This window comes from Citrobacter sp. wls716 (assembly GCF_005280975.1).
Classification (GTDB): Bacteria; Pseudomonadota; Gammaproteobacteria; order Enterobacterales; family Enterobacteriaceae; genus Citrobacter; species Citrobacter youngae.
In genome coordinates this window covers 60,521-82,972 of record NZ_SZWX01000014.1, presented here as the reverse complement: position 1 = coordinate 82,972, position 22,452 = coordinate 60,521, and the positions used below count along the sequence as shown (strand labels likewise).

Sequence of the window (22,452 nt, the reverse complement as noted above, 5' to 3'; positions counted from 1 at the left end):
GGCTCGGTGCCTGCGGCAGCACGGCCAGCAGCGCGGCATCGGAATAACTCAATTGCGCAGGTGATTTACCAAGATAAGCCCAGCTTGCCGCCCCCACGCCCTGCAGCGTACCGCCGAACGGCGCACGGTTGAGATACAGTGTCAGGATGTCGCGTTTGGAGAGATGCCATTCCAGCTGCAATGCGCGCCAGAGTTGGCGAAACTTGCCGCCGAAGGTTCGCGGATGGGGATCGAGTAATCGTGCGACCTGCATGGTGAGCGTACTGCCGCCAGAAACCACACGCCCTGAGGAGAGGTCCTGCCATGCCGCGCGCAGCACTGAAAAAGGATTAACCCCAGGATGTTTCCAGAACCAACGGTCTTCGTAGTTAATTAACGCCTCAAGGTAGCGGGGCGACACCTCATCAATCGTTACCGGATACCGCCAGATACCATCCGCATCGGCAAAGCGCCAGAGTGGCGTACCATCATAGGCCACCACGACACGCGCCGGATCGACTTCGTGAAGCGGCAGCGGCCAGATTTTATCTGCCGCCCAAACCGCCGCCACAAACAATAGTGCAACGGCTGCCAGCCAGAGCCAGCAGCCGCGTTTACCCAACCCGCGCATCATTTACGGTCTGACAATCAACAGTCCCTCTGTCGCACCAGTCGCGCGCCACTGCGGAACGTACATGGACTCCACCTGCGGCACAGGAACCTGATAGGTCCCCGGCGTTACCGCCCGCGCCAGATACACCAGCGTCACCGGCTGTCCTTCGTTGACCGCCACCGCGGCGACAAAGCGATCGTCACGGAACTCAACGTGCTGGATATCTGCCTGCTGCATCTGATTGAGCAGATTCGCCACTTCGCTGCCGCTATCCTGCAGGCTGGCGCTGCCGTTGGCCAGATTCTGGTTTTCCAGTTCCAGGCCTGCTGGCAGTAAATCGACCACCAGCGCATCCGGCACGTTCTGGCTGGCTTTTACCTCCAGCCAGACCAGCACCAGCTCGCCGCTACGCAGAGAATCCAGTGATTTGCTATTCCCGTCGAGCCCCAGGATTTGACGTTCAATATGCAGGACATTGCTGGCAGGCGTCGGTGAGGTTTGCGGGTAACCGCTCACATCCAGACGCAACCACAGAGGCTGATTACCGGTATTGGTCACGCTCAGCGTAGACAGCGCGTCGGCATCCAGATTACGCGTCTGTGATTTCTCTGCGGCTAACGGTTGTTCAGAGAGTGACGTTTGCGCCTGCCACGTACCAGGCAAATCCTGTAACGTACGCGCGGCAAGGAACAGCGCATTATTTTCCTGAGTAGAGAGCCAGCGCTGTCCAAAGGCCTGTTCTGACAAGGTGTTCAGCAGCGTATTCTGTACTTCAGGTTTAAGTTTGTTTTCTTCCAGCAAGGCCAGCATCAGCGCGTTGTCGCGCAACTGACTGCCGTAATCCGCCATCCACTGCTGCGCATCGCGGCGTGGCGTATTCAACGCCAGCGTTAACGCTTGTTCACTGCGGTTAGCATCGCCCATGTTTTTCAGCGCGATCCCCAGTTGCAATAGCGGTAAACCCGAAGCTGCCTGCGTACGGCGCTCCCAGATCTCACGCAGCGCGCCGAGCGGGGCTTTCTGCTGACGAGCCAGTACCAGCGCGGCGTAAGCCTGGACGGCAAAGCGGCTCGCGGATGCGTCGTCGGTATAACGAATCGACATCATGCCCGGATCCTGCAAATAGCGTAGCAGTCGCTCGTTGCCCCGGTTAATGACCTCTGCCGGGACACTGTAGCCCTGTTCATTTGCCCGGACGAGGAAATCCATGACATACGCGGTAAGCCAGTACTCTTCCGACCCGTTTTTATCCCACAGCGCGAAACCACCATTATCACGCTGCATTTGCAGTAAACGAGAGATACCAATCTCTACTGCCGCTCGGCGTTTTTCATCGCTGTCACCCGCGATACCTAACGCCTTCAATTGCGCAGCGTTGGTGTATAAAGACGGGAACAACCCGCTCGCCGTTTGCTCAAGGCAACCGTAAGGGTAAGCTTTCAGTTCACGGATGTAGCGCGCCAGATTCAGCGGCGGTTTACCACTGAACAGCAGTTGTCCCTGCATCGTCGCTGGAGAGAAATTGGTCAGTGCTTCGCCCGGAAGCTGCCAGGTTGCGCCCGGCTGAAGTGCGACACCGTTATTAACGGTTTGCGCCGGGAACGCCGGACGCACGCCAATCTTCCACTGTTTATGCTGAACAGGCAGCGTTTCACCCGGTAAAGTCAGACCGCTAATTTCTGCCTGAATTTCGCCATCGCCAAACCCCTCCCGCGCGCGCACCGGAATAAACAGCGTAGTCCTTACTCCTGGCGCCAGATTTACCGGCGCGGGATCTTGCCCCATCAGCTCCAGTAAACCATTGGCCGCGAGCTTAATATTCAGCGTTTGCTGTTTGTCAGTCAGGTTAGTCACGTCCAGCGTCAGGCGCGAGGTATCGCCTCCCGCCAGAAAACGCGGCATATTCAGTTCAGCAATTACTGGCGCGGCAACAATCACCTTGCTTTCGCTGCTGCCAAAGTCATCCGCCGTCCAGGCCTGCGCCATTACCCGCAGCTCGCCGTTGAAATCACCGATAGGTAACGTCACCATACCTTCGCCCTGCTCGTTAAGCGTGACCGGCAGCGCCTGTTGCGCCACGATATTGACGTGATTGACCGGTGGCTTACCGCCGCGTTTTAATTCATCGCCATCACCACCAAAGCGCAGTGCTGCGAGACGTCCTTGCCCTTCGATCACCTGGCCGTAAATATCATAAATATCCGCGCCATAGCGTTTTTGCCCGAAAAATGCCTGCCACGGATCCGGCGTGGCGTAATCGGTAATATTCAGCACCCCGCTATCAACGGCAGAGACCAGCACGTTAATCTGTTTTGGTACGTCGCCATTTTTGACGCTGGCTTTAATCTTGACGGTCAACGGCTGGTTTGGACGTATTTTCGCCGGGTTTTCCAGCGCCAGCGCCAGACGACGGTTTTCGTCACCTAACGGCAAATGCAGTAAACCGACCGCCCGTTTTGGCGTTGCCGAACGGGACTTGTCGCCAGGACGAACCACCAGCGCACTAAGATACAAATCGTGGCGATTCCAGGTTTTATCGATTGGGATGGAAATATCGAGACCATCCGCCGGTACGTCTATTTCTTGCCACCACAGCGGGCCTTCGCTGGATTCCACCATCGCATAACCTTTGCCAGCAGCGGGAGCGGCAACGTGCAGCTTCATGGTATCACCGGGACGATAGCTGGGCTTGTCCAGTTTCAGCGTCACGCGATCGGGACGAACAGCCCCACTGCCGTCGCTATTATCCTGCCAGCTATAACCGGCCCAGAAGCGTACGCTGCTCACCGCATCATTCGGAGCTTTCACTTCCAGACGATAGGCGCCCCACTCAACCGGGAAGCTGACTTTACCGGTTTCATCAGCCTTAAGATCCAGAGTCTGCTCACCTTCAACCAGATCCTTTTGATCGAACTGTGATTGCCAGCCCTCGCCTTCAGACCAGTTCCAGTAATAATCTCGTCGCTCGCGGATCAAACGCACCTGCAAACCCGACACCGCTTTTTTCTCGCCTTGCGCATCGGCGTACACAATGTCGAAAGCGGCGTTGCTGTTTTCATCAACGATAGGCTGATTCACGGTGGTATCGGTGCGGTAGTCATAGACAGCTTTTGCCGCAAACTGCGGACGAATACCCGGCAGCGTATCCGCAGGCCAGATGGCTTGCTCAACCCGACGCGTCACCGGGCGGCCACCTGATTCCAGCAGGCTGGCTTGCAGGATCACCTGTAACGGAGAATGCGTCTCCTGCCATTGGCTGTTGGTGGTCACTTCGCCGCGTCCGTGGTCATCCAGCGTGAGCTGAACTTCATCGAGGCTGCGGGAAAGGTTTTCTTCGGCGATATTCCCAAACTGGAAGCCCGGTAACGCCTGTACCGCATCCCGCAATGGACGCAGATAAAGCTGGCCTTGCAGCGCATTGCCGTTGGCGGGCGCGCCGTACAGGTAGTAGCCCACCACCGAGAACTTCACTTCATCAGTTGGCGCCACCGGCATCTTACTAGCGGCGAGGTTAAGCGCCATCCGCTCCGGCATAAAATCTTCGACGTGGAAATCCCACATCCGCGACTGGTTGTCGCCAGTATTGGCACGAATATGCCACATGCCGGTTGGCGCGCTGCTGTCCAGCGGCCAGCTAAAACTGTACAGGCCGTTTTCCGGTTGGCTAACTACCGAGCGTAATACCTGTCCGTCGGGTTTCACGACTTCCAGCTTCACCGGTTGGTCGGGCAATGTTTTGCCGTCGCTGTCACGCAGTAATCCGTTGAGGATCACCGTTTCGCCAGGACGATAGAGGTCGCGTGGGCCGAACATAAAGAACTGTTTGCTGTATCCCGGCGCACCGGCAATATCAAATTCAGCCAGATCCAACGCCGGGAGCTTCAGATCCAGCAGCGTGGTTTGCCCGTCTTTGCGGGCCAGCAATAAAGCCGCGTCTTTATCAGTCTCCAGTTTGACATGACCCTGAGCGTCGCTGGTAGCCTGCGCCAGCGTCTGTCCTTTTTCATTGAGTAACGTGACCTCAATCCCCTGCTGCGCGGCGCCGTTTTCCAGACTCTGCGTAAAGACATCCAGTTGATTATGGTAGCGGTGTGCAGACACACCAATATCGCTGAGCGTGAACAGCGTAGCGGCATTACTGTAGTTGTATTGTCCAGCCTGATTCATCACCGCGATGTAAACACCCGCTTGCTGCAACGGCTTGATATCGCTCAGCGGCAGCAGCAGCTTCTCACGGGTGTTGCGCGCAGGATTAAGGTCAAAGCGCCCGGTATACACCAGTTCCGCCATTTTCAACAGATTGTCTGACTCCCAGTTTGACAGCGAATTACGATATTCCCACTGGCTGACAAATGCACCGAGCGACTCGGGCTTCACGCGAAAGAAGTTCACATCCACGCTGTTGACGTTAAGGGCCATCACTGGCAGCCCTTCAATCACTTTTCCCGGCAGCAGCGAGCCGCGACTGGCGAAGCCTACGCTTGGCTGGACGTCGCGGGTGGTAATATTTTTTTCATAGTCGATAGCGAACGTCGCTTTATTCAGCGCCAGCAAATCACGCTCAATGGTCACCACCAGTTCCCGGTTAGGTTCAAGATGGCGTAAGCGCAGCTCTTTCAGGTTTGGCGCCAGCTCCCAGGCCCCATCCACTTTGCCGCTTTTTTTATCGACAACGTGCAGTACGCGAGAAAAATCTTGTTCAGGATCGAGAGGAATAGAAAAAGTCAGCACCAGCGTCGCCGCACCATCCAACTGGACTTCTGAGGCATCCAGCAGCGTCAACGGCTTGCCCTGGCTTTGCTGCATCAGCTTTTGTAATTGCGCCGGATCTTTTACCGGTGTGGTCTGTGGGGCGGGCGTATCATTTTTTGCCGTCGTCGACGGCTTATCGTTATTATCGCACCCCGCCAGCGCCAACATCAGCATACAGGCCACTACGCGTAAATGTTTCATTTTTCATCCCTGGCCTGAGTGGCCCGTTAGCAACGTAGAACAACTATTATGCGTCAGATTTCAGCAGGTGGAAGTCAGTAATAAGATGTTGTTGTCTGAATTTTCGTGATTAATGTGGGTCCACCTGACAAATCAGCCTCTTTTACTTGTCGCTTTGCACCAAACATCCGACAATTTGCCGAAACCTGGTAAAAATGGAGATGCCTATGACTACCGCCTTCTTTGTCGCTGCCGACTGGCTTGTCGAACATATTGACGACCCGGAAATACAAATTCTTGATGCCCGGATGGCACCTCCAGGCCAGGAAGATCGCGATGTTGGCGAGGAGTATCGCGCCGGCCATATTCCTGGTGCGGTCTTTTTTGATATCGAAGCGCTCTCCGACCATACTTCTGCGTTACCGCATATGCTGCCACGTCCGGAGGCTTTCGCCGTCGCCATGCGCGAGCTGGGCGTACATCAGGATAAACACCTGGTCATCTACGACGATGGCAATCTGTTTTCCGCCCCGCGTGCCTGGTGGATGCTGCGCACATTTGGCGTCGAAAATGTCTCCATTTTGGCAGGCGGTTTTGCGAGCTGGCAGCGTGATGAGCTCCCCTTGCAGACAGGAAATGTTGACTTGCCCGAAGGTGAATTTGACGCCGTGTTTACGCCAGAGGCCGTCGTGCGGGTGACCGATGTCCTGCTGGCCAGCCATGAAAAAACCGCACAGATTGTCGATGCGCGCCCGGCTGCGCGTTTTAACGCAGAAGTTGACGAACCCCGACCAGGCCTCAAGCGCGGCCATGTTCCCGGTGCGCTGAACGTACCGTGGACAGAGTTGGTTCGTGACGGCGAACTGAAAACCACCGATGAGCTGGATGCTATTTTCTTCAGCCACGGCGTGAGCTTTGACAGACCGATAATCGCCAGTTGCGGATCCGGCGTAACGGCGGCCGTGGTGGTGCTGGCGCTTGCGACGCTGGGCGTTTCCAACGTCGCGTTGTATGACGGCGCATGGAGCGAATGGGGAGCGCGCAACGATTTACCGGTAGAACCCGAAACTAAATAAAATCTGATTTACACATCTTTTTCGCCCACAAAAAAACCGCTCAAATGAGCGGTTTTTTTGTGCCAGTCCGGTTCGCGGCCTTTCCAGCAGGCTGTGTTGCCATAGCAACGCAGGCACACCTCAGGAGCTAAATATTCCGGTTTAAGAGAATAAAAGTCAAGTTAATTAACAGGGAAACTATTCAACATTTAATGTATTATTCTGAGCGGCCCTTTCCGCTGTCTCGCAAACGGGCACTGGCTTTAGGGAAGGTCATTGTATGGCCGTATACGCAGGCGCACCTCAGTGCTTGCTATCACGGCATGATCGCCAGTGGTGCTGTCGTGATGCGGTCTTCGCATGGACCGCGCAATGAAAATACGGTACTTCTGTATCGTGCTTGTTGTATCTGGCGCGTTGTGTCTTCACGGGGACCAGAGTTACTCAGGTAATTTTGCACGCGTGACGCTCAGCGCCCAGGGCAAGTAAGCCAGGTAGCCGCCCTACGGGGCGGCTTTCCTTTACTCAGATAATCCTGTTCTGTTTGAAATCCCTCAGGAAGCCGCCCCAGCGGCGCTCGTAGAAAGGCGCGATGTGTTCGGTAATAAAGTGGCTGACCCCTTTCTCACCTTTCACCACCTGGCAGATATCAATCGGTTCATCACCCGGTAACGTATCCGTTGCAACACTCCCCGTGGCATGAATAATCTCTTCAATATCGCCATCGGCTTCAATGCCAATCAGCAGGTTGGGTTGGGCATCCGGACTTTCTTTGATCGAGCAGAGAAACGCGCGTTTTACCGGCTTAATGGTTTTAAACAGCGTAGTCAGCGAGTCAATCATCTGCGCCGGAGGTTCAGCGACTTCAGAGAGGATCAGCGATTCACCGCCTTCCAGTACTTCCTGGGTGCTGAGCGGATTCCCCTCTTCCCCCATCAGCAGGCTGATTTCACGCGGCATAAATTCTTTGCCGGTCGGCAGTTTCGCGTTGAGAAACAGCGTTTCGCCGAGCGTCATTTCAAACAATGTACGCACCGGCATGACGACAAATGCCTGCTCATCTTCAACCGCCTGCTGCAGGGCTTCCAGGGAGGTGAAGAACGGGATCACGGTGGTGCCGTCTTCTTTTTCCCAGTGCTGAAGGTCGAGGGCGCTGTCTTCAACCACCGCCTCGCCTTCTGCGGCAGTACCCGGCACCCAGACGGTAGACTCCAGTAAAGTACGGAAAAATGCCGGACGATGCGCAGGCTCTGTCGCCGCTTGCTCCAGCAGGGTTTCTAATTCGTTTTTTGTTTCAGACATAAGAACCACAAATTGGATGAGTACGTGTAGGCCGAATGCGCAAAACGCTATCCGGCCATACAGTCATAAATTACGCGGTCAGCAGATTCGCAATCGTGCGCACACCCAGACCGGTTGCGCCCGCAGACCACTGCTCAACTGGCGCTTTGCGATAGGTTGCAGAGCAGTCGATGTGCAGCCAGCCCTGCTGATAGTTTTCCACGAAATGGGACAGGAAACCCGCCGCGGTGCTGGCACCCGCCGGATAGGCCGCGCTGCCGGTGTTATTCAGCTCGGCAAAGTTAGACGGCAGCTGGCTACGGTGGAACTCTGCCAACGGCAGACGCCAGAACGGCTCGTTTTCTTGCGCCGCACTTGCCAGCAGACGGGTAGCCAGCTGATCGTCAAAGCTAAACAGCGCGTGGTAATCGTTGCCCAGCGCAGTTTTCGCCGCGCCGGTCAGCGTGGCGGCATCAATAATCAGTTCCGGTTTCTGCGCGCTGGCGTCAATCAGGCCATCGGCCAGTACCAGACGCCCTTCTGCATCGGTATTCATCACTTCAACTTTTTTACCGTTGCGATAGTGAATAATATCGCCGAGCTTAAAGGCGTTGCCGCTAATCAGGTTATCCGCGCAGCACAGATACAGCTTCACGCGCTTGTTCAGACCACGGGTGATAGCAAACGCCAGCGCGCCGGTCACCGTTGCCGCACCGCCCATGTCGGACTTCATTGAGTCCATAAATGCGCTTTGCTTGATGCTGTAACCGCCGGAATCAAAAGTAATTCCCTTACCCACCAGGCAGGCATAAACCGGGGCTTCTTTATCGCCAGTTGGATTGTAATCCAGCGCCAGCAGCACCGGAGGACGTTCGGAGCCACGACCTACGGTATGCAATCCCATGTAGTTCTGCTCGCGCAGATCTTCGCCTTTAGTGATGCGGTAAGAGACGTTATCGCAGGCAACAGAGCACAGCAGGTCTACTGCGCGTTGCGCCAGCTGTTCCGGGCCCAGCTCTTCTGCCGGGGCGTTAATGGTATCGCGCACCCAGTCAATAATTTTCAGGCGGTTATCCAGCTCTTTGCGCTGCGCCTCATCCAGAGCGGCCCACTCAATTTTGCGGGTGCCTTTTGGTCCTTTGTAGCCCTGCCAGAATGCCCAGCTACGTTCGGTATCCCAGCCTTCACCGTCCAGTTGGACATGCTTAATACCCAGGCCGTCAATTTTACGGGCGGCGCGCTGGATAAGGCCGATGTCATCTTTTCCGTTCAGGTGCAGGGTAATACCGTCATTATTAATGCTGTATGTCGCCTTTTCACCCCAGCGGGCATCGGCGGGTTGCGTGGAAAGCGTAATTTTCATGGCTTCTGTCATTTTATTTATCCTTATTTTCGCGCATACAGGAAAACGGGCCGCCCGTGGGCAGCCCGTTGACTTATTCGGCTTCGTCCAGCCAGACCAGCAAAATGGCCTCAAGGATTTTTTCGTTCGATGCCTGTGGATCATCATCGAACTCTTCCAGGTCACAGATCCACTGGTGCAGATCGGTGAAACGAACGGTCTTGGGGTCGAGATCGGGGAACGCGTCGTACAGCGCCTCGCCGATTTCACGGCTATCGGTCCACTTCAGTCCCATACTACCCTCTGTTAATGCTCACGTGCATGATTGATTGTGTAACGTGGGATTTCGACCACTAAATCGTCCTCGGTGACACGTGCCTGACAGCTTAAACGGCTCTCCGGCTCCAGTCCCCAGGCTTTATCCAGCATGTCGTCTTCTTCTTCTGTGCTTTCCGGCAAAGAATCAAAACCTTCACGTACGATGCAGTGGCAGGTTGTGCAGGCACAGGATTTTTCACAGGCGTGTTCAATCTCGATACCGTTACGCAGGGCAACATCAAGAATGGTTTCGCCGGTCTCAGCTTCCAGAACTGCGCCATCGGGACAGAGATCCTGATGAGGCAAAATAACAATCTTTGGCATATTAAACCTCGTCCACGGAATGGCCTTTCAGCGCGCTACGGACGGATTTGTCCATGCGGCGAGCGGCGAATTCCTGGGTTTGTTTGTCTACGTTTTTAATGGCTTGTTCTATCGCGTCAACATCGTCACCCTGTGCAACCTCGCTCAAATGCGCGGCGGCGGTGTCGATAGCCTGACGTTCTGCGGCGCTTAACAGCGCGGCATCAGCGTTCAGCGCACCGGATAAACTCTCCAGCACGCGTGCCGCTTCGACTTTCTGTTCTGCAAGCCAACGGGCTTTAACGTCCTGCTCGGCAAAACTCATCGAATCCTGAATCATGGAGGCGATTTCACTGTCGGTCAGACCGTAGGACGGTTTAACCTGAATTGAGGACTCAACGCCGGTGGATTTCTCCATGGCGGTGACGCTCAGCAGACCATCGGCGTCCACCTGGAAGGTCACGCGGATATGCGCGCCGCCTGCTGGCAGCGCCGGAATACCGCGCAGCGCAAAACGCGCCAGTGAACGGCAGTCCTGCACCAGCTCACGCTCGCCTTGCATCACGTGAATGGACATCGCGGTTTGGCCATCTTTAAAGGTGGTAAAATCCTGCGCGCGCGCCACCGGAATCGTGGTGTTACGCGGGATCACTTTCTCCACCAGACCGCCCATAGTTTCAAGACCGAGCGACAGCGGGATAACGTCCAGCAGCAGCATTTCGCTGTCCGGTTTGTTCCCGACCAGAATATCCGCCTGAATTGCCGCACCAATGGCGACCACTTTGTCCGGATCAATAGAAGTCAACGGCGTGCGACCAAAAAATTCACCAACGCGTTCACGTACCAGCGGCACGCGCGTTGAACCACCGACCATCACCACTTCCAGCACATCTTGCGGCTCCACGCCCGCATCTTTCAGCGCGCGACGGCAGGCCAGCAGCGTACGCTTGACCAGTGCGGAAATGAGTTCATTAAAGATTTCACGGGTTATTTCACCCTGCCATCCCGCCACGTTAACTGTTACAGAATCAGCGTCGCTAAGCGCGATTTTCGCTGCAATAGCGGCATCCAGCAGTTCGCGCTGTACGCGGTTATCGCTACGATCGGCAACACCCGCCTGCTCGCGAATGTAATCCGCCAGCAGATGGTCAAAGTCGTCGCCGCCGAGCGCGGAATCACCGCCGGTCGCCAGCACTTCGAATACGCCGCGACTCAGGCGCAGAATAGAAATATCAAAAGTACCGCCGCCAAGATCGTAGACCGCAATCACGCCTTCCTGACCGGAGTCCAGACCATAGGCAATCGCAGCTGCGGTCGGTTCGTTCAGCAGACGTAATACGTGCAGACCCGCCAGACGCGCGGCGTCTTTGGTCCCCTGACGCTGTGCATCGTCAAAGTAAGCCGGAACGGTGATCACCACGCCGTCCAGTTCGCCGGACAGTGATTCGGTTGCCCGCGCGGCCAGCGCTTTCAGAATATCAGCGGAGACGCGCACCGGATTAAGCAATCCGGCAGCGGTTTCAATCATCGGCAAGCCGTTTTCGCTTGCCTGGAACGTATATGGCAGATGCGGGTAACGCGCCTGGATATCCGCCAGAGAGCGGCCCATCATGCGTTTTACCGAACTGACGGTGTTTGCCGTATCCAGCGCAGCATTGGCGCGGGCATCGTAACCGACAGAATAACCCTGCTGCTGATAGTGAACCACTGACGGCAACAGGTGGCGACCTTCATGATCTGCCAGCGTTTCGGCCTGGCCGCTGCGTACGGTCGCAACCAGGGAGTTGGTGGTGCCTAAATCGATACCTACCGCCAGACGACGCTGGTGCGGCGCGGCGCTCAGACCAGGCTCACTAATTTGTAATAAGGCCATTTTCGCTTCCGGAAATTAAAAATCGAGCAGTTTTTCTTCGAGTTGTTCTGCACTGCTTCGCAGTTTATCGAGAAAACGCAGCTTACGCACGGTATCTGCCGCTGCGTCCCACGTCTCGCTATCCAGCTGTTCCACCATCAATTGATGGCGAACGTTATACATTTCGCTGACGCGCTGCATAAACGCATCTAAACGTTGACTGTCTTTTGCCTGTTCAATTTCGTCCAGCTCTTCGCGCAGCTCCAGCTGTTCCATCAGGAACGCGGTATCGCGCACCGTGTGCTGCTCGCTACGGATGTCAAAGCCGTGTAAAGACAATAAGTATTCGGCGCGCATCAAAGGATGACGCAGCGTTTGCCAGGCCTGATTAATGGTAGCGGACTGCGAAACCGCAGCAAGTTGTTCCGCCTGGGAACCGCTGGCGAATTTATCAGGATGATACTGACGTTGTAGATCCTGAAAACGTAGGCTCAGCGCCTGAGTATCGAGCTGATAACGGGCCGGCAAGCCAAAGAGGGTGAAGTAGTCCATAACATTCTCAGGGCATCGATTCTCTGTTGTTCACGGGAGCAAAACCAGAGAGTCAGGTAAAACAAACCCCACGCGCAGGCGACCACGGTGGGGTTATCGGTAAGCGCGTTACACGTGGAAGCTTTCGCCGCATCCACATTCGTCTTTCACGTTCGGGTTAGTAAACTTAAACCCTTCGTTCAGACCTTCTTTGACGAAGTCTAACTGCGTACCGTCGAGGAATTGCAGGCTCTTACCGTCGACCACAACTTTTACGCCTTTGTCTTCAAACACGGTATCTTCAGCCGCCGGCTCGTCAACAAATTCCAGTACATAGGCCATACCTGAGCAGCCGGAGGTTCTCACGCCCAGACGCAGACCAAACCCTTTACCGCGGTTTGCCAGGAAGGTATTTACACGCGCTGCTGCACTGTCGCTTAAGGTAATCGACATAATAAAACCTCAACTCTTAATTATTTTGCTTCACGTTTGCTTTTGTAATCCGCAATCGCGGCTTTAATCGCGTCTTCAGCCAGAATAGAGCAGTGAATTTTCACCGGTGGCAGTTCAAGCTCGTCGGCGATATCGGTGTTTTTAATCGCCTGTGCTTCGTCCAGAGATTTCCCTTTTACCCATTCGGTAACCAGAGAGCTGGAAGCAATAGCGGAACCGCAGCCGTAAGTCTTGAAACGCGCGTCTTCAATGATACCCTCATTGTTGACTTTGATCTGCAACTTCATCACGTCGCCACAGGCTGGTGCACCCACCATGCCGCTGCCCACGTTCTCGTCGCTGTTGTCAAAAGAACCCACGTTACGTGGATTCTCGTAATGATCGATTACTTTTTCGCTATAAGCCATGCTGAATTCTCCTTATCGGTACCGATTAGTGATGTGACCATTCAATGCTGTTCAGATCCACGCCCTGTTTGAACATTTCCCACAGCGGAGAAAGGTCACGCAGGCGGCCGATGGAGTTGCGAACCAGATTAATGGCGTAGTCAATCTCTTCTTCGGTAGTGAAACGACCTAAAGAGAAACGAATTGAGCTGTGTGCCAGCTCGTCGGTCATCCCCAGTGCGCGCAGCACGTAGGATGGCTCCAGGCTTGCAGAAGTACATGCAGAACCGGAGGATACCGCCAGATCTTTCAGCGCCATAATCAGCGACTCGCCTTCAACAAAGTTGAAGCTGACGTTGAGAATGTTCGGTGCGCCCTGCTCGAGGTCACCGTTGAGATACACCTCTTCCATATCTTTCACGCCGTTCCACAGACGGTTACGCAGACTGCGCAGGCGCGCCATCTCGGTTTCCATCTCTTCTTTGGCGATGCGGTAAGCTTCACCCATGCCGACGATCTGGTGCACAGGCAGCGTACCGGAACGCATACCGCGCTCGTGACCGCCGCCGTGCATCTGCGCTTCAATACGAATACGCGGTTTACGACGCACGTACAGCGCACCGATACCTTTCGGGCCATAGATTTTGTGACCGGAGAAGGACATCAGGTCCACTTTCAGTTGGCTCAGATCGATAGGCAGTTTGCCTACGCTCTGGGTCGCATCAACGTGATAGATGATGCCGCGCGCACGGCACATTTCGCCGATAGTCGCGATATCCTGCACCACGCCGATTTCGTTATTCACGTGCATGATGGAGACGAGGATGGTGTCGTCACGCATTGCCGCTTCAAGTTCTTTCAGGTCGATAATGCCGTTACGCTGCGGGGCGAGGTAGGTGACTTCGAACCCTTCGCGCTCCAGCTGACGACAGGTGTCCAGCACGGCTTTGTGTTCGGTTTTGCTGGTGATGATGTGCTTGCCTTTTTTCTGATAAAAGTTGGCTGCACCTTTAATCGCCAGGTTATCGGATTCAGTCGCACCGGAAGTAAAGACGATTTCACGCGGGTCAGCGCCCACAAGATCGGCAATCTGGTTACGGGCGATATCTACCGCCTCTTCAGCCTGCCAGCCGAAACGGTGTGAACGAGACGCTGGGTTACCAAAGTTTCCGTCCAGGGTCAGACACTGCATCATTTTCTCGGCAACACGCGGGTCCACCGGCGTGGTTGCGGAGTAGTCGAGATAGATCGGTAATTTCATTGCTCTATAAACTCCGTACATCGCTTCAATGCAAGGAATCAGGCAACCGGCTGGATGTACGACCGTGTTAACGGGGTGTGTAACACCCCGGCCTGATTCTAAAATACTTTTATTATGCGCGTAACTTAACGTCGATCGCGTCTTGAGCACGATTAGTGCGCGGAGCGTCATGGGTATGCTGGCGACCAGACACATCCAGGACTTCCTGATTATTCACCAGTTCGCCCAACGTAATGTTGTTGAGGAAACCGGTCAGACGATCGCTCAGATCGCGCCACAGCGCGTGGGTCAGGCATTTATCGCCGCCCTGACAACCGCCTTTGCCCTGGCAACGGGTCGCATCTACAGACTCGTCCACAGCGCTGATTACTTCACCTACTGCGATGCTGCCGGCATCTTTACCCAGCAGATACCCGCCGCCTGGTCCACGTACGCTGGAAACCAGACCGTTTTTACGCAAACGGGAAAACAGCTGCTCCAGATATGACAGGGAAATTCCCTGACGTTCAGAAATATCAGCCAACGGTACCGGGCCCGTTTCGGAGTTGAGCGCAACGTCCAACATTGCGGTCACGGCATAACGCCCTTTTGATGTCAGTCTCATGTCTTACTTAGCCTCAAACTCGCCCCTGCCCGGGGTTTTTTATTGTAAAATGGGGGTATTGCATAGCAGGGGCAAGTCTGACATTCCCGACTAAATCAGTCAACTATTTACTTGACTAATTTAGTCAGGTATTTAACCTTCAGTGCCATTTTTACTTGCCGGAGGCGTTACGTTTACTTGCCTTTATTTTGTTGCTCAATCGACGCTAAAATCCCGCGCAAAATGTTCAGTTCCTGGCTCTCCGGACGCGCGCGCGTAAACAGACGGCGCAGCTTGTTCATCACCTGTCCCGGATGCCCTTCGCGGATAAACCCGGTCGACAGCAGCGTTTGTTCCAGATGACCGTAAAAACGCTCTAAATCATCGACCAGCGGGTACTCAGCTTCTTCGTATTCTGTGGTCTTCTCGCTTTCCTGCGTTGCCAGCCAGGCCATACGCACTTCATAAGAGATGACCTGCACCGCCATCGCCAGGTTCAGCGAGCTGTATTCCGGGTTCGCGGCAATAGCGACGTGGTAATGGCACTTCTGCAGTTCTTCATTCGTCAGACCAACGCGTTCACGACCAAACACCAGCGCTACGGGCGAATTCGTCGCTTCAGAGACGCTTTTTAAACCGCATTCACGCGGATCCAGCATCGGCCACGGTAGTGTACGGGAGCGCGCACTGGTGCCTACTACCAGGCTGCAACCTGCCAGCGCTTCATCAAGAGTATCGACGATCTGTGCGCTGCCGATTACATCACTGGCACCTGCCGCCAGAGCGATGGCCTGAGAGTCCGGTTTAACCAGTGGATTTACCAGCCACAAATTGGTTAAACCCATGGTTTTCATTGCGCGGGCTACAGAGCCCATGTTGCCAGTGTGAGAGGTTTCCACCAGCACGATTCGAATATTTTGCAGCATTGTATTTCTTCGGCTAAAGATTATTCGGGCATATTATCATAAAACGAAGACATATTCCGAACTCGCTGCTATACTCTGCGCCGTTTTCCCGTTCTTTAACATCCAGTGAGAGAGACCGATGCATCCGATGCTGACCATCGCCGTGCGCGCAGCGCGCAAGGCGGGTAATATAATTGCCAAACACTACGAAACCCCAGACTCTGTAGAAACCAGCCAGAAAGGCAGCAATGATTTCGTGACTAACGTCGATAAAGCCGCCGAAGCGATTATTATCGAAACAATTCGCAAATCTTACCCACAGCACACCATCATCACCGAAGAAAGCGGTGAGCACGCAGGTGAAGATCAGGATGTTCAATGGGTTATCGATCCACTGGATGGCACTACCAACTTCGTAAAACGTCTGCCGCACTTCGCGGTATCTATCGCAGTACGCATTAAAGGCCGTACTGAAGTTGCCGTTGTTTACGATCCGATGCGTAACGAACTGTTCACCGCCACTCGCGGCCAGGGCGCACAGCTGAACGGCTATCGTCTGCGTGGCAGCACCGCCCGCGATCTGGACGGCACCATCATCGCCACCGGTTTCCCGTTCAAAGCGAAGCAACACGCCGCTTCTTACATGAAAATTCTTGGCAAAATGTTTACCGAGTGCGCTGACTTCCGCCGCACAGGTTCTGCTGCGCTGGATCTGGCTTACGTTGCCGCTGCGCGCGTTGACGGTTACTTCGAAATCGGTCTGAAACCATGGGATTTCGCAGCAGGTGAGCTGATTGCGCGTGAAGCTGGCGCACTGGTTTGCGACTTCACCGGTGGTCATAACTATCTGGCGACCGGCAACATCGTTGCAGGTAACCCGCGCGTTGTTAAAGCCATGCTGGCGAACATGCGTGATGAACTGAGCGACGCGCTGAAACGCTAATCGTTTGATGCCGGATGGCGGCTAGCGCCTTATCCGGCCTACCAGGGGCGTTCCCCGTAGGCCTGATAAGCGAGGCGCCATCAGGCATTCATTCTACAACAGTGCTAAAACGGTCTTATCCCTCGCCCTACCGGCACCGCGCTCATCCACATCACTACCGCAGCAGCAATCAGCACCGCACCACCGGCTAACGCCAGCGTCGTCCAGCCAATCTGTCGCCACAGCACCGGGGCTTTGTGTCCGCTAATTCTCACCGCCAGCGAGCGAAAACTGTGTACCAGCAGAGCCAGTGACGTAATCGTTAAAGAGGTTCCTGCCGCCATCGCCAGCGCCGACGCCATACCCCAGCTAAAGACGCCAACCACTTTACTGAACAGCAGCACCATAATTGCGCCAGAGCAGGGGCGCATGCCCATAGAGAGAATAATCATCAACCGGGCGCGCCAGTCATCACCGCTTTGCAGTTGTTCCGGGTTGGGCAAATGCTGATGCCCGCAGCCGCAGCCCTCGTGATGCACATGGTGCGGCGTAAAGGCGGTGAATTTCGGGCGCATCAGCAGCTGGCGCAATTTCTTTAGCGCACGGACACACAATAAAACACCCAACATGCCAACCAGCGCATAACTTCCCTTCTCCAGCCAGAAACTGCTTATATGCAGCTGTCGGGCAGGCAGTTGCAGTACCGTGAGCACCACAACCACCAGCCCTATTGCCACCAGCCCCTGTAATAGGGAAGACGCCAGCGTCAGCCCGATGCTCGACTTGAGCTTCGACGGATGCGTCGCAAGCCAGGTCGTGATGACGATTTTGCCGTGCCCCGGCCCCAATGCGTGCAATACCCCATATATAAAGCTAAACAACAGCAGAGATCCGCCCGCACGTGTGGGGTTCGCGGCAACCGCTTTCAGCAACCCGCTCATCTGCTGGTTAACGTCTCGCTGCCAGACGACACTTTGCATCATCACCTGCGGCCAGGCCTGCCATAACCACAACACCCCGCCTGTCGCCAACAACAAAAAGACCGCCAGCGGCCATAGCGTGAGCCAGCGGCGTCTGGCTGCGCGTTGTTGATAAACTACTGACATTGCAGCGTCACCGTCTGTGCAAACTGTTTACCCAACTCCATATCCTCCGGCGGTGCGTCTTCTTTATCCAGAGACTGCGCAAAACTCAGCATGTGTTCATTCGGCGTCGGCGTATGCATTGAAATATGGCATTGCTGGCTTATGGTCTGCGAAAGCCGGGCGTCGCTGTCTTTGTCATAGCTCATATCGACGTAGTAGGTCGGATCGAAGGTTGAAATAGTATATTTTTGACCGCTCAGTGGTTGAGCTTCGGCCAGCGGCAGAACGAACGTCAGCACCGCCTGGTGTTCTTTACGCTCCATGCCATATTCCGTCGGTCTGTTTTTAAACTTTACCTTTTTCCCATCGTGCCATACTTCGGTGAAATAGTGCTGCCCGAGAACGTTGGCCATCACTTCCGCCGCCAGTTTTTTCCAAATTTCATCGCCAGGTTTAGCATTCCCCGCGTCGTAAAGCAGATCCGCCGACGTGATTTCATCCATCGTCCAGCGCATTTTTAGCGCGACGAACCGATCATTTTCGCTCACAACTTCGGTTTTCAGATGAATAAAGCTGTGGGGATGCGCACCTGTGCCAAAAGACAGGACAGCGAGAAACAACGTCATAATGATACGTTTAACGCCTTGCATGAGTTCTCCACGATAAAAATCAACACCGCCACAAATAATGATGCCGTATTTGGCGCAAGTGTGCCGAGGATATCATTGAACGAAAAAAAGTTGAGCACCCTTTTCCGGTATCGATTCAGTTCTCAATTTCGATAATTTCTTCTTCGGGAAATTCCACCCAAACACCTTTTCGGCGTCAAATCTTAAGTTAAATGATAAGAAAATGTTAATTAACGGTTTCATTTTAATGTTTTATTAACACTTAATTTGAATGCCTGAATCTAAAATCATGTAAATTTAACCAATTATTAACCACTTTATTTCCATAAATTAACAATAATGGGCATATATCACATTCTCCAAACTTATAATTCATTCCCTCTTCCATTCGTTGTTAACTTCACGCCGTGACATGTCCTGCCCCCTACGAAAGGTACAACTATGAAATTCAAACTCGCATTACTCAGTGCAACCCTGGTTTCTGCATGCATGTTGTCCGGCACGTCCTTTGCGGCGGAAAAATATGAAATTGCTGTGGTTGCCAAAGTCACCGGTATTCCCTGGTTTAACCGCATGGAAACCGGTGTTAACGAAGCAGCAAAAAAACTGGATGTGAACGCTTACCAGACCGGTCCGTCTACGCCGGACCCGGCACAGCAGGTCAAAGTGATTGAGGATCTGATCGCCAAAAACGTCAACGCAATCATCGTGGTACCAAACGATGCCAAGGTTCTTGAGCCGGTACTGAAAAAAGCGCGCGAGAAAGGCATTGTGGTCCTGACGCACGAATCCCCGGACGAGCAAATCGGTCAGTGGGATATCGAAACCATCGACAGTGAAAAATACGCGCAGGCCAACGTTGATGAGCTAGCAAAAAACATAGGCGGCAAAGGGGGTTACGCCATTTATGTCGGCTCGCTGACGGTCCCACTGCATAACGCGTGGGCGGATTATGCAATTAAGTACCAGAAAGAAAAATATCCGGAAATGTTCGAGGTCACTTCACGCCTGCCGGTCGCGGAAAGCATCGATAAATCCTACGCCACAACGCTGGATCTGATGAAAACCTATCCGCAGATGAAGGGCATTATCGGCTTCGGCTCACTGGGTCCAATTGGTGCGGGTCAGGCTGTGCAGAAAAAACGCGCCAAAGATAAGATCGCCGTTGTCGGGATCGCCATGCCAGCACAGGCTGCGCCTTACCTGATGCGCGGTGATATCAAAAAAGCGCTGCTGTGGGATCCAAAAGATGCGGGCTATGCGCTGGTAACGGTTGCCGATCAGCTGTTGCAGGGCAAAGAAGTCAATGCAGATCTGAGTATCGACGGTTTAGGGAAAGCCGATATCGACACGGAGAAGAAAGTGATCCGCTTTAACAAGATCCTCGAAGTCACCAAAGACAACGCACAGTCACTCGGTTTCTAAGGCTTTTGCCAACACCAGGGAAACCATAACGCCGACCGTCTGGTCGGCGCTATCAACCAAACTTAACACTCAGCGTCCGTCAGGGCGCTCGCAGGGGTATTGTCCATGACAGACACCACCGCATTTATCACTCTTGAGAATATCAGCAAACAATTCCCGGGCGTGCTGGCGCTGGATAACGTGAATCTGACGCTGAGAAAAGGCGAAGTTCACTGTCTGGCGGGTCAAAACGGCTGTGGTAAAAGCACCATTATTAAAGTGATCTCCGGGGTATATCACCCGGAAAAAGGCGCGCAGATTTTACTCGATGGCAAACTGTTCCATCACCTGACGCCGCAGCTTTCGTCCCACTACGGCATTCAGGTTATCTACCAGGACCTGTCGTTGTTCCCCAACTTTAGCGTCGCGGAAAATATTGCGGTTAACCGCTACCTTCCCGGCGGCGATATCTGGGTGCGTCGCGGAGCCATGAAACAGCAGGCGCTGGCCGCCATGAAGCGTATCGGGGTGAATATCGATCCCGATAAAAAAGTTGAAAAACTCTCGATTGCCGACCGACAGCTGGTCGCTATTTGTCGGGCAATTGCCGCCGACGCGCGCCTGGTGATTATGGACGAGCCCACCGCCTCGCTGACCCGTCAGGAGGTCAATGGCCTGCTGAAGGTGGTTAACGAACTGAAAGCGGCCGGCATTTGCGTGGTGTTTGTCAGCCATCGTCTGGATGAAGTAATGGAAGTGGCAGACCGCATCAGCGTGATGCGCGACGGCAAACTGGTGGGCACATATCCTGCCAGCGAACTGGACAGTCACGAGCTGGCCTTCCTGATGACCGGACAGCGCTTCCACTACAGCCCGCTGCCGGAGAAATCATTCGACGATCGAGCCCCCCTGCTGGAGCTGCGCAACCTAAGCCGCAGAGGCAAATACCAGAACATCAATCTGTCGCTGCATGGCGGCGAGATTGTCTCGATTGTCGGCCTGTTGGGCGCCGGGCGTACCGAGCTTTGTTTGAGCCTGTTTGGCATGACGCACCCGGAAAGCGGCGAGATGCGTATTAACGGTCAGCCGGTCACGCTTCATAATAACCACGACGCCATTAAGCACGGGATCGGCTACGTCTCAGAAGATCGCCTGACGCAGGGGCTGATCATGGAGCAGTCGATTTACGACAACACCATCGTCACGGTGTTTGATCAACTGCACACCGGTAGCGGCTTGCTCGATCATCGTAAAGCGCAAAAGCTGGTCGCCGATTTAATCCGCGAACTGAATATCAAAGTGTCCGATCCGCACCTGCCGGTCAAAACCCTTTCCGGCGGCAATGCCCAGCGTATCGCCATTGCCAAATGGGTGGCGACCAATCCCCGCATCCTGATCCTCGACTCGCCTACCGTCGGCGTGGATATCGCCAACAAAGAGGGCATTTACCAGATAGCCCGCGATTTGGCGGAACAAGGTATGGCGGTGCTGATGATTTGCGATGAAATTCCGGAAGCATATTACAACAGCCACCGCGTGCTGGTGATGCGTCGCGGCAGACTGGTGGCGGAATTTAATCCTCATCACTGCCGTGAAGAGGAGATTGCTGAAGTGGTCGAGGTAATCAATGAATAAGATGCATCTGTCCCGTTTAATCGGACAACATGAATTCTGGCTGGGCCTGCTGGTCGTAGCGCTCGCGGTTGGGCTAAGTGTCAGCACCGATGAGTTCCTCTCGCTCGGCAATCTGACAGATGTGGCCACCAGCTACGCGATTCTCGGCATTCTTGCCTGCGGGTTGTTTGTGGTGCTGATTTCCGGTGGGATCGATATCTCATTTCCGGCGATGACCGCGATTGCCCAGTATGCGATGGCCAGTTGGGTGATCGGCCACGGCGGCAACTTCGCACTGGCATTAACCATTGCGATTGCGGTGGGCCTGCTGCTTGGACTGATTAATGGCTTCCTGGTCTACTGGCTGCGCGTTCCGGCAATCATCATTACCATCGCCACGCTGAACGTCTACTACGGCCTTCTGGTTTACGCCACCAAAGGCACCTGGCTGTACGGTTTCCCTGACTGGTTTATGAACGGCATTAACTGGTTCTCCTTCACCGCGGCAGATGGCTACGACTACGGCCTGACCCTGCCCCTGCTGTGCCTGGCGGCGGTGATCGTCTTTACCGCAGTGCTGATGAACTATACCCGTCTTGGCCGTCAGGTTTACGCCATGGGCGGCAACCGCGACGCGGCCTCACGCCTGGGGCTGAATCTGCTGAAGCTGCATTTCTACGTGTATGGCTATATGGGCATTCTGGCAGGTGTTGCGGCCGTGGTTCAGGCGCAAATCACCCAGTCAGTTGCACCCAATTCGCTGCTCGGCTTTGAGCTGACGGTGCTGGCGGCGGTCGTACTCGGCGGAACCAGCATGAGCGGCGGGCGCGGTACGTTGACCGGAACCCTGCTCGGCGTTGTCTTGCTCGCCTTCTTACAAAATGGTCTGACGCTGCTCAGCGTCTCCTCTTACTGGCACACCGTATTCAGCGGCGCCATTATCCTGGTCAGCATCAGTGCCACGGCCTGGAACGAAAAACGCAAACTGGCAAGGGAGCTTTGAG

21 protein-coding genes are annotated in these 22,452 nt (G+C 54.5%); 6 read left to right on the top strand and 15 right to left on the bottom strand.

Going from position 1 to position 22,452, the window contains the following annotated elements; translation table 11 throughout:
• Both FDX24_RS01060 and FDX24_RS01055 read right to left on the bottom strand, forming a co-directional pair.
• Positions 1-613, bottom strand: a 613-nt coding sequence (locus FDX24_RS01060; protein WP_170973045.1) for a transglycosylase domain-containing protein, incomplete at its 3' end; no start/stop codon positions are given.
• Positions 614-5,545 (bottom strand): alpha-2-macroglobulin, encoded by a 4,932-nt coding sequence (locus FDX24_RS01055; RefSeq protein WP_137363695.1) that lies wholly within the window; start codon positions 5,543-5,545, stop codon positions 614-616.
• 206 nt (positions 5,546-5,751) lie between these two features.
• Here FDX24_RS01055 and sseA point away from each other — a divergent pair, with 206 nt between their 5' ends.
• Together sseA and timP are read left to right on the top strand one after the other, a co-directional pair.
• Positions 5,752-6,600, top strand: a complete 849-nt coding sequence (gene sseA / locus FDX24_RS01050) for a 3-mercaptopyruvate sulfurtransferase (protein WP_061068338.1) — start codon at positions 5,752-5,754, stop codon at positions 6,598-6,600.
• Between the two features lie 339 nt (positions 6,601-6,939).
• Positions 6,940-7,068, top strand: a complete 129-nt coding sequence (timP, locus tag FDX24_RS23580; RefSeq protein WP_306308094.1) for a small toxic inner membrane protein TimP — start codon at positions 6,940-6,942, stop codon at positions 7,066-7,068.
• Positions 7,069-7,104: 36 nt separating this feature from the next.
• Here the strand turns inward: timP and sseB are convergent, their stop codons facing one another.
• The 11 genes from sseB to trmJ all read right to left on the bottom strand — a co-directional run bounded on the left by sseB (position 7,105) and on the right by trmJ (position 15,815).
• A complete protein-coding gene (sseB, locus tag FDX24_RS01045; RefSeq protein ID WP_005120414.1) occupies positions 7,105-7,881 on the bottom strand; it encodes an enhanced serine sensitivity protein SseB in 777 nt (258 codons plus the stop codon).
• A 70-nt stretch (positions 7,882-7,951) separates the two neighbouring features.
• Positions 7,952-9,235, bottom strand: a complete 1,284-nt coding sequence (gene pepB, locus FDX24_RS01040; protein ID WP_137363694.1) for an aminopeptidase PepB — start codon at positions 9,233-9,235, stop codon at positions 7,952-7,954.
• A 61-nt stretch (positions 9,236-9,296) separates the two neighbouring features.
• Positions 9,297-9,497, bottom strand: a complete 201-nt coding sequence (iscX, locus tag FDX24_RS01035; protein ID WP_003037694.1) for a Fe-S cluster assembly protein IscX — start codon at positions 9,495-9,497, stop codon at positions 9,297-9,299.
• Positions 9,498-9,508: 11 nt separating this feature from the next.
• Positions 9,509-9,844, bottom strand: a complete 336-nt coding sequence (fdx, locus tag FDX24_RS01030; protein ID WP_003037690.1) for an ISC system 2Fe-2S type ferredoxin — start codon at positions 9,842-9,844, stop codon at positions 9,509-9,511.
• 1 nt (position 9,845) lies between these two features.
• Complete coding sequence (gene hscA, locus FDX24_RS01025; protein ID WP_115601662.1) at positions 9,846-11,696, bottom strand: Fe-S protein assembly chaperone HscA; 1,851 nt, start codon at positions 11,694-11,696, stop codon at positions 9,846-9,848.
• Between the two features lie 15 nt (positions 11,697-11,711).
• The gene (gene hscB, locus FDX24_RS01020) at positions 11,712-12,227 is read right to left on the bottom strand and encodes a co-chaperone HscB (protein ID WP_003838436.1); all 516 of its coding nucleotides are present in this window, start codon (positions 12,225-12,227) and stop codon (positions 11,712-11,714) included.
• 108 nt (positions 12,228-12,335) lie between these two features.
• Complete coding sequence (gene iscA / locus FDX24_RS01010; RefSeq protein ID WP_003037681.1) at positions 12,336-12,659, bottom strand: iron-sulfur cluster assembly protein IscA; 324 nt, start codon at positions 12,657-12,659, stop codon at positions 12,336-12,338.
• A gap of 20 nt (positions 12,660-12,679) precedes the next feature.
• Entirely contained in the window at positions 12,680-13,066 is a 387-nt protein-coding gene (gene iscU / locus FDX24_RS01005) for a Fe-S cluster assembly scaffold IscU (RefSeq protein WP_002913991.1), read from the bottom strand.
• A 25-nt stretch (positions 13,067-13,091) separates the two neighbouring features.
• Positions 13,092-14,306, bottom strand: a complete 1,215-nt coding sequence (gene iscS / locus FDX24_RS01000; protein WP_003835233.1) for a cysteine desulfurase — start codon at positions 14,304-14,306, stop codon at positions 13,092-13,094.
• Positions 14,307-14,418: 112 nt separating this feature from the next.
• Positions 14,419-14,910 (bottom strand): Fe-S cluster assembly transcriptional regulator IscR, encoded by a 492-nt coding sequence (iscR, locus tag FDX24_RS00995; RefSeq protein WP_003037674.1) that lies wholly within the window; start codon positions 14,908-14,910, stop codon positions 14,419-14,421.
• A 173-nt stretch (positions 14,911-15,083) separates the two neighbouring features.
• Positions 15,084-15,815: a tRNA (cytosine(32)/uridine(32)-2'-O)-methyltransferase TrmJ gene (gene trmJ, locus FDX24_RS00990; protein WP_048218399.1), complete on the bottom strand. Its 732-nt coding sequence runs from the start codon at positions 15,813-15,815 to the stop codon at positions 15,084-15,086.
• A gap of 118 nt (positions 15,816-15,933) precedes the next feature.
• On the opposite strand from trmJ, the gene suhB reads away from it, so the two are divergent.
• Positions 15,934-16,737 carry an inositol-1-monophosphatase gene (gene suhB / locus FDX24_RS00985; protein WP_137363693.1) on the top strand — a complete coding sequence of 268 codons (804 nt, stop codon included), beginning with the start codon at positions 15,934-15,936 and terminating at the stop codon, positions 16,735-16,737.
• Positions 16,738-16,841: 104 nt separating this feature from the next.
• Here suhB and FDX24_RS00980 read toward each other — a convergent pair whose 3' ends face one another.
• The gene (locus tag FDX24_RS00980; RefSeq protein ID WP_137363692.1) at positions 16,842-17,822 is read right to left on the bottom strand and encodes a nickel/cobalt transporter; all 981 of its coding nucleotides are present in this window, start codon (positions 17,820-17,822) and stop codon (positions 16,842-16,844) included.
• Positions 17,813-18,451 (bottom strand): DUF1007 family protein, encoded by a 639-nt coding sequence (locus tag FDX24_RS00975; protein ID WP_137363691.1) that lies wholly within the window; start codon positions 18,449-18,451, stop codon positions 17,813-17,815. The genes FDX24_RS00980 and FDX24_RS00975 overlap by 10 nt, the downstream gene beginning before the upstream one ends.
• A gap of 420 nt (positions 18,452-18,871) precedes the next feature.
• Between FDX24_RS00975 and FDX24_RS00970 the strand changes: the two genes are divergently transcribed.
• From FDX24_RS00970 to FDX24_RS00960, 3 genes are all read left to right on the top strand, one after another.
• A complete protein-coding gene (locus FDX24_RS00970; RefSeq protein WP_137363690.1) occupies positions 18,872-19,855 on the top strand; it encodes an autoinducer 2 ABC transporter substrate-binding protein in 984 nt (327 codons plus the stop codon).
• Positions 19,856-19,960: 105 nt separating this feature from the next.
• Positions 19,961-21,469 (top strand): sugar ABC transporter ATP-binding protein, encoded by a 1,509-nt coding sequence (locus tag FDX24_RS00965; protein ID WP_137363689.1) that lies wholly within the window; start codon positions 19,961-19,963, stop codon positions 21,467-21,469.
• Positions 21,462-22,451 (top strand): ABC transporter permease, encoded by a 990-nt coding sequence (locus FDX24_RS00960; protein ID WP_003037661.1) that lies wholly within the window; start codon positions 21,462-21,464, stop codon positions 22,449-22,451. The genes FDX24_RS00965 and FDX24_RS00960 overlap by 8 nt, the downstream gene beginning before the upstream one ends.
• Position 22,452 lies beyond the last annotated feature (1 nt).

Bases quoted from the DNA above. Each gene is read 5' to 3' on its own strand.
- FDX24_RS01055 (WP_137363695.1), bottom strand. From the start codon at position 5,545: ATGAAACATTTACGCGTAGTGGCCTGTATGCTGATGTTGGCGCTGGCG.
- sseA (WP_061068338.1), top strand. From the start codon at position 5,752: ATGACTACCGCCTTCTTTGTCGCTGCCGACTGGCTTGTCGAACATATT.
- timP (WP_306308094.1), top strand. From the start codon at position 6,940: ATGGACCGCGCAATGAAAATACGGTACTTCTGTATCGTGCTTGTTGTA.
- sseB (WP_005120414.1), bottom strand. From the start codon at position 7,881: ATGTCTGAAACAAAAAACGAATTAGAAACCCTGCTGGAGCAAGCGGCG.
- pepB (WP_137363694.1), bottom strand. From the start codon at position 9,235: ATGACAGAAGCCATGAAAATTACGCTTTCCACGCAACCCGCCGATGCC.
- iscX (WP_003037694.1), bottom strand. From the start codon at position 9,497: ATGGGACTGAAGTGGACCGATAGCCGTGAAATCGGCGAGGCGCTGTAC.
- fdx (WP_003037690.1), bottom strand. From the start codon at position 9,844: ATGCCAAAGATTGTTATTTTGCCTCATCAGGATCTCTGTCCCGATGGC.
- hscA (WP_115601662.1), bottom strand. From the start codon at position 11,696: ATGGCCTTATTACAAATTAGTGAGCCTGGTCTGAGCGCCGCGCCGCAC.
- hscB (WP_003838436.1), bottom strand. From the start codon at position 12,227: ATGGACTACTTCACCCTCTTTGGCTTGCCGGCCCGTTATCAGCTCGAT.
- iscA (WP_003037681.1), bottom strand. From the start codon at position 12,659: ATGTCGATTACCTTAAGCGACAGTGCAGCAGCGCGTGTAAATACCTTC.
- iscU (WP_002913991.1), bottom strand. From the start codon at position 13,066: ATGGCTTATAGCGAAAAAGTAATCGATCATTACGAGAATCCACGTAAC.
- iscS (WP_003835233.1), bottom strand. From the start codon at position 14,306: ATGAAATTACCGATCTATCTCGACTACTCCGCAACCACGCCGGTGGAC.
- iscR (WP_003037674.1), bottom strand. From the start codon at position 14,910: ATGAGACTGACATCAAAAGGGCGTTATGCCGTGACCGCAATGTTGGAC.
- trmJ (WP_048218399.1), bottom strand. From the start codon at position 15,815: ATGCTGCAAAATATTCGAATCGTGCTGGTGGAAACCTCTCACACTGGC.
- suhB (WP_137363693.1), top strand. From the start codon at position 15,934: ATGCATCCGATGCTGACCATCGCCGTGCGCGCAGCGCGCAAGGCGGGT.
- FDX24_RS00980 (WP_137363692.1), bottom strand. From the start codon at position 17,822: ATGTCAGTAGTTTATCAACAACGCGCAGCCAGACGCCGCTGGCTCACG.
- FDX24_RS00975 (WP_137363691.1), bottom strand. From the start codon at position 18,451: ATGCAAGGCGTTAAACGTATCATTATGACGTTGTTTCTCGCTGTCCTG.
- FDX24_RS00970 (WP_137363690.1), top strand. From the start codon at position 18,872: ATGAAATTCAAACTCGCATTACTCAGTGCAACCCTGGTTTCTGCATGC.
- FDX24_RS00965 (WP_137363689.1), top strand. From the start codon at position 19,961: ATGACAGACACCACCGCATTTATCACTCTTGAGAATATCAGCAAACAA.
- FDX24_RS00960 (WP_003037661.1), top strand. From the start codon at position 21,462: ATGAATAAGATGCATCTGTCCCGTTTAATCGGACAACATGAATTCTGG.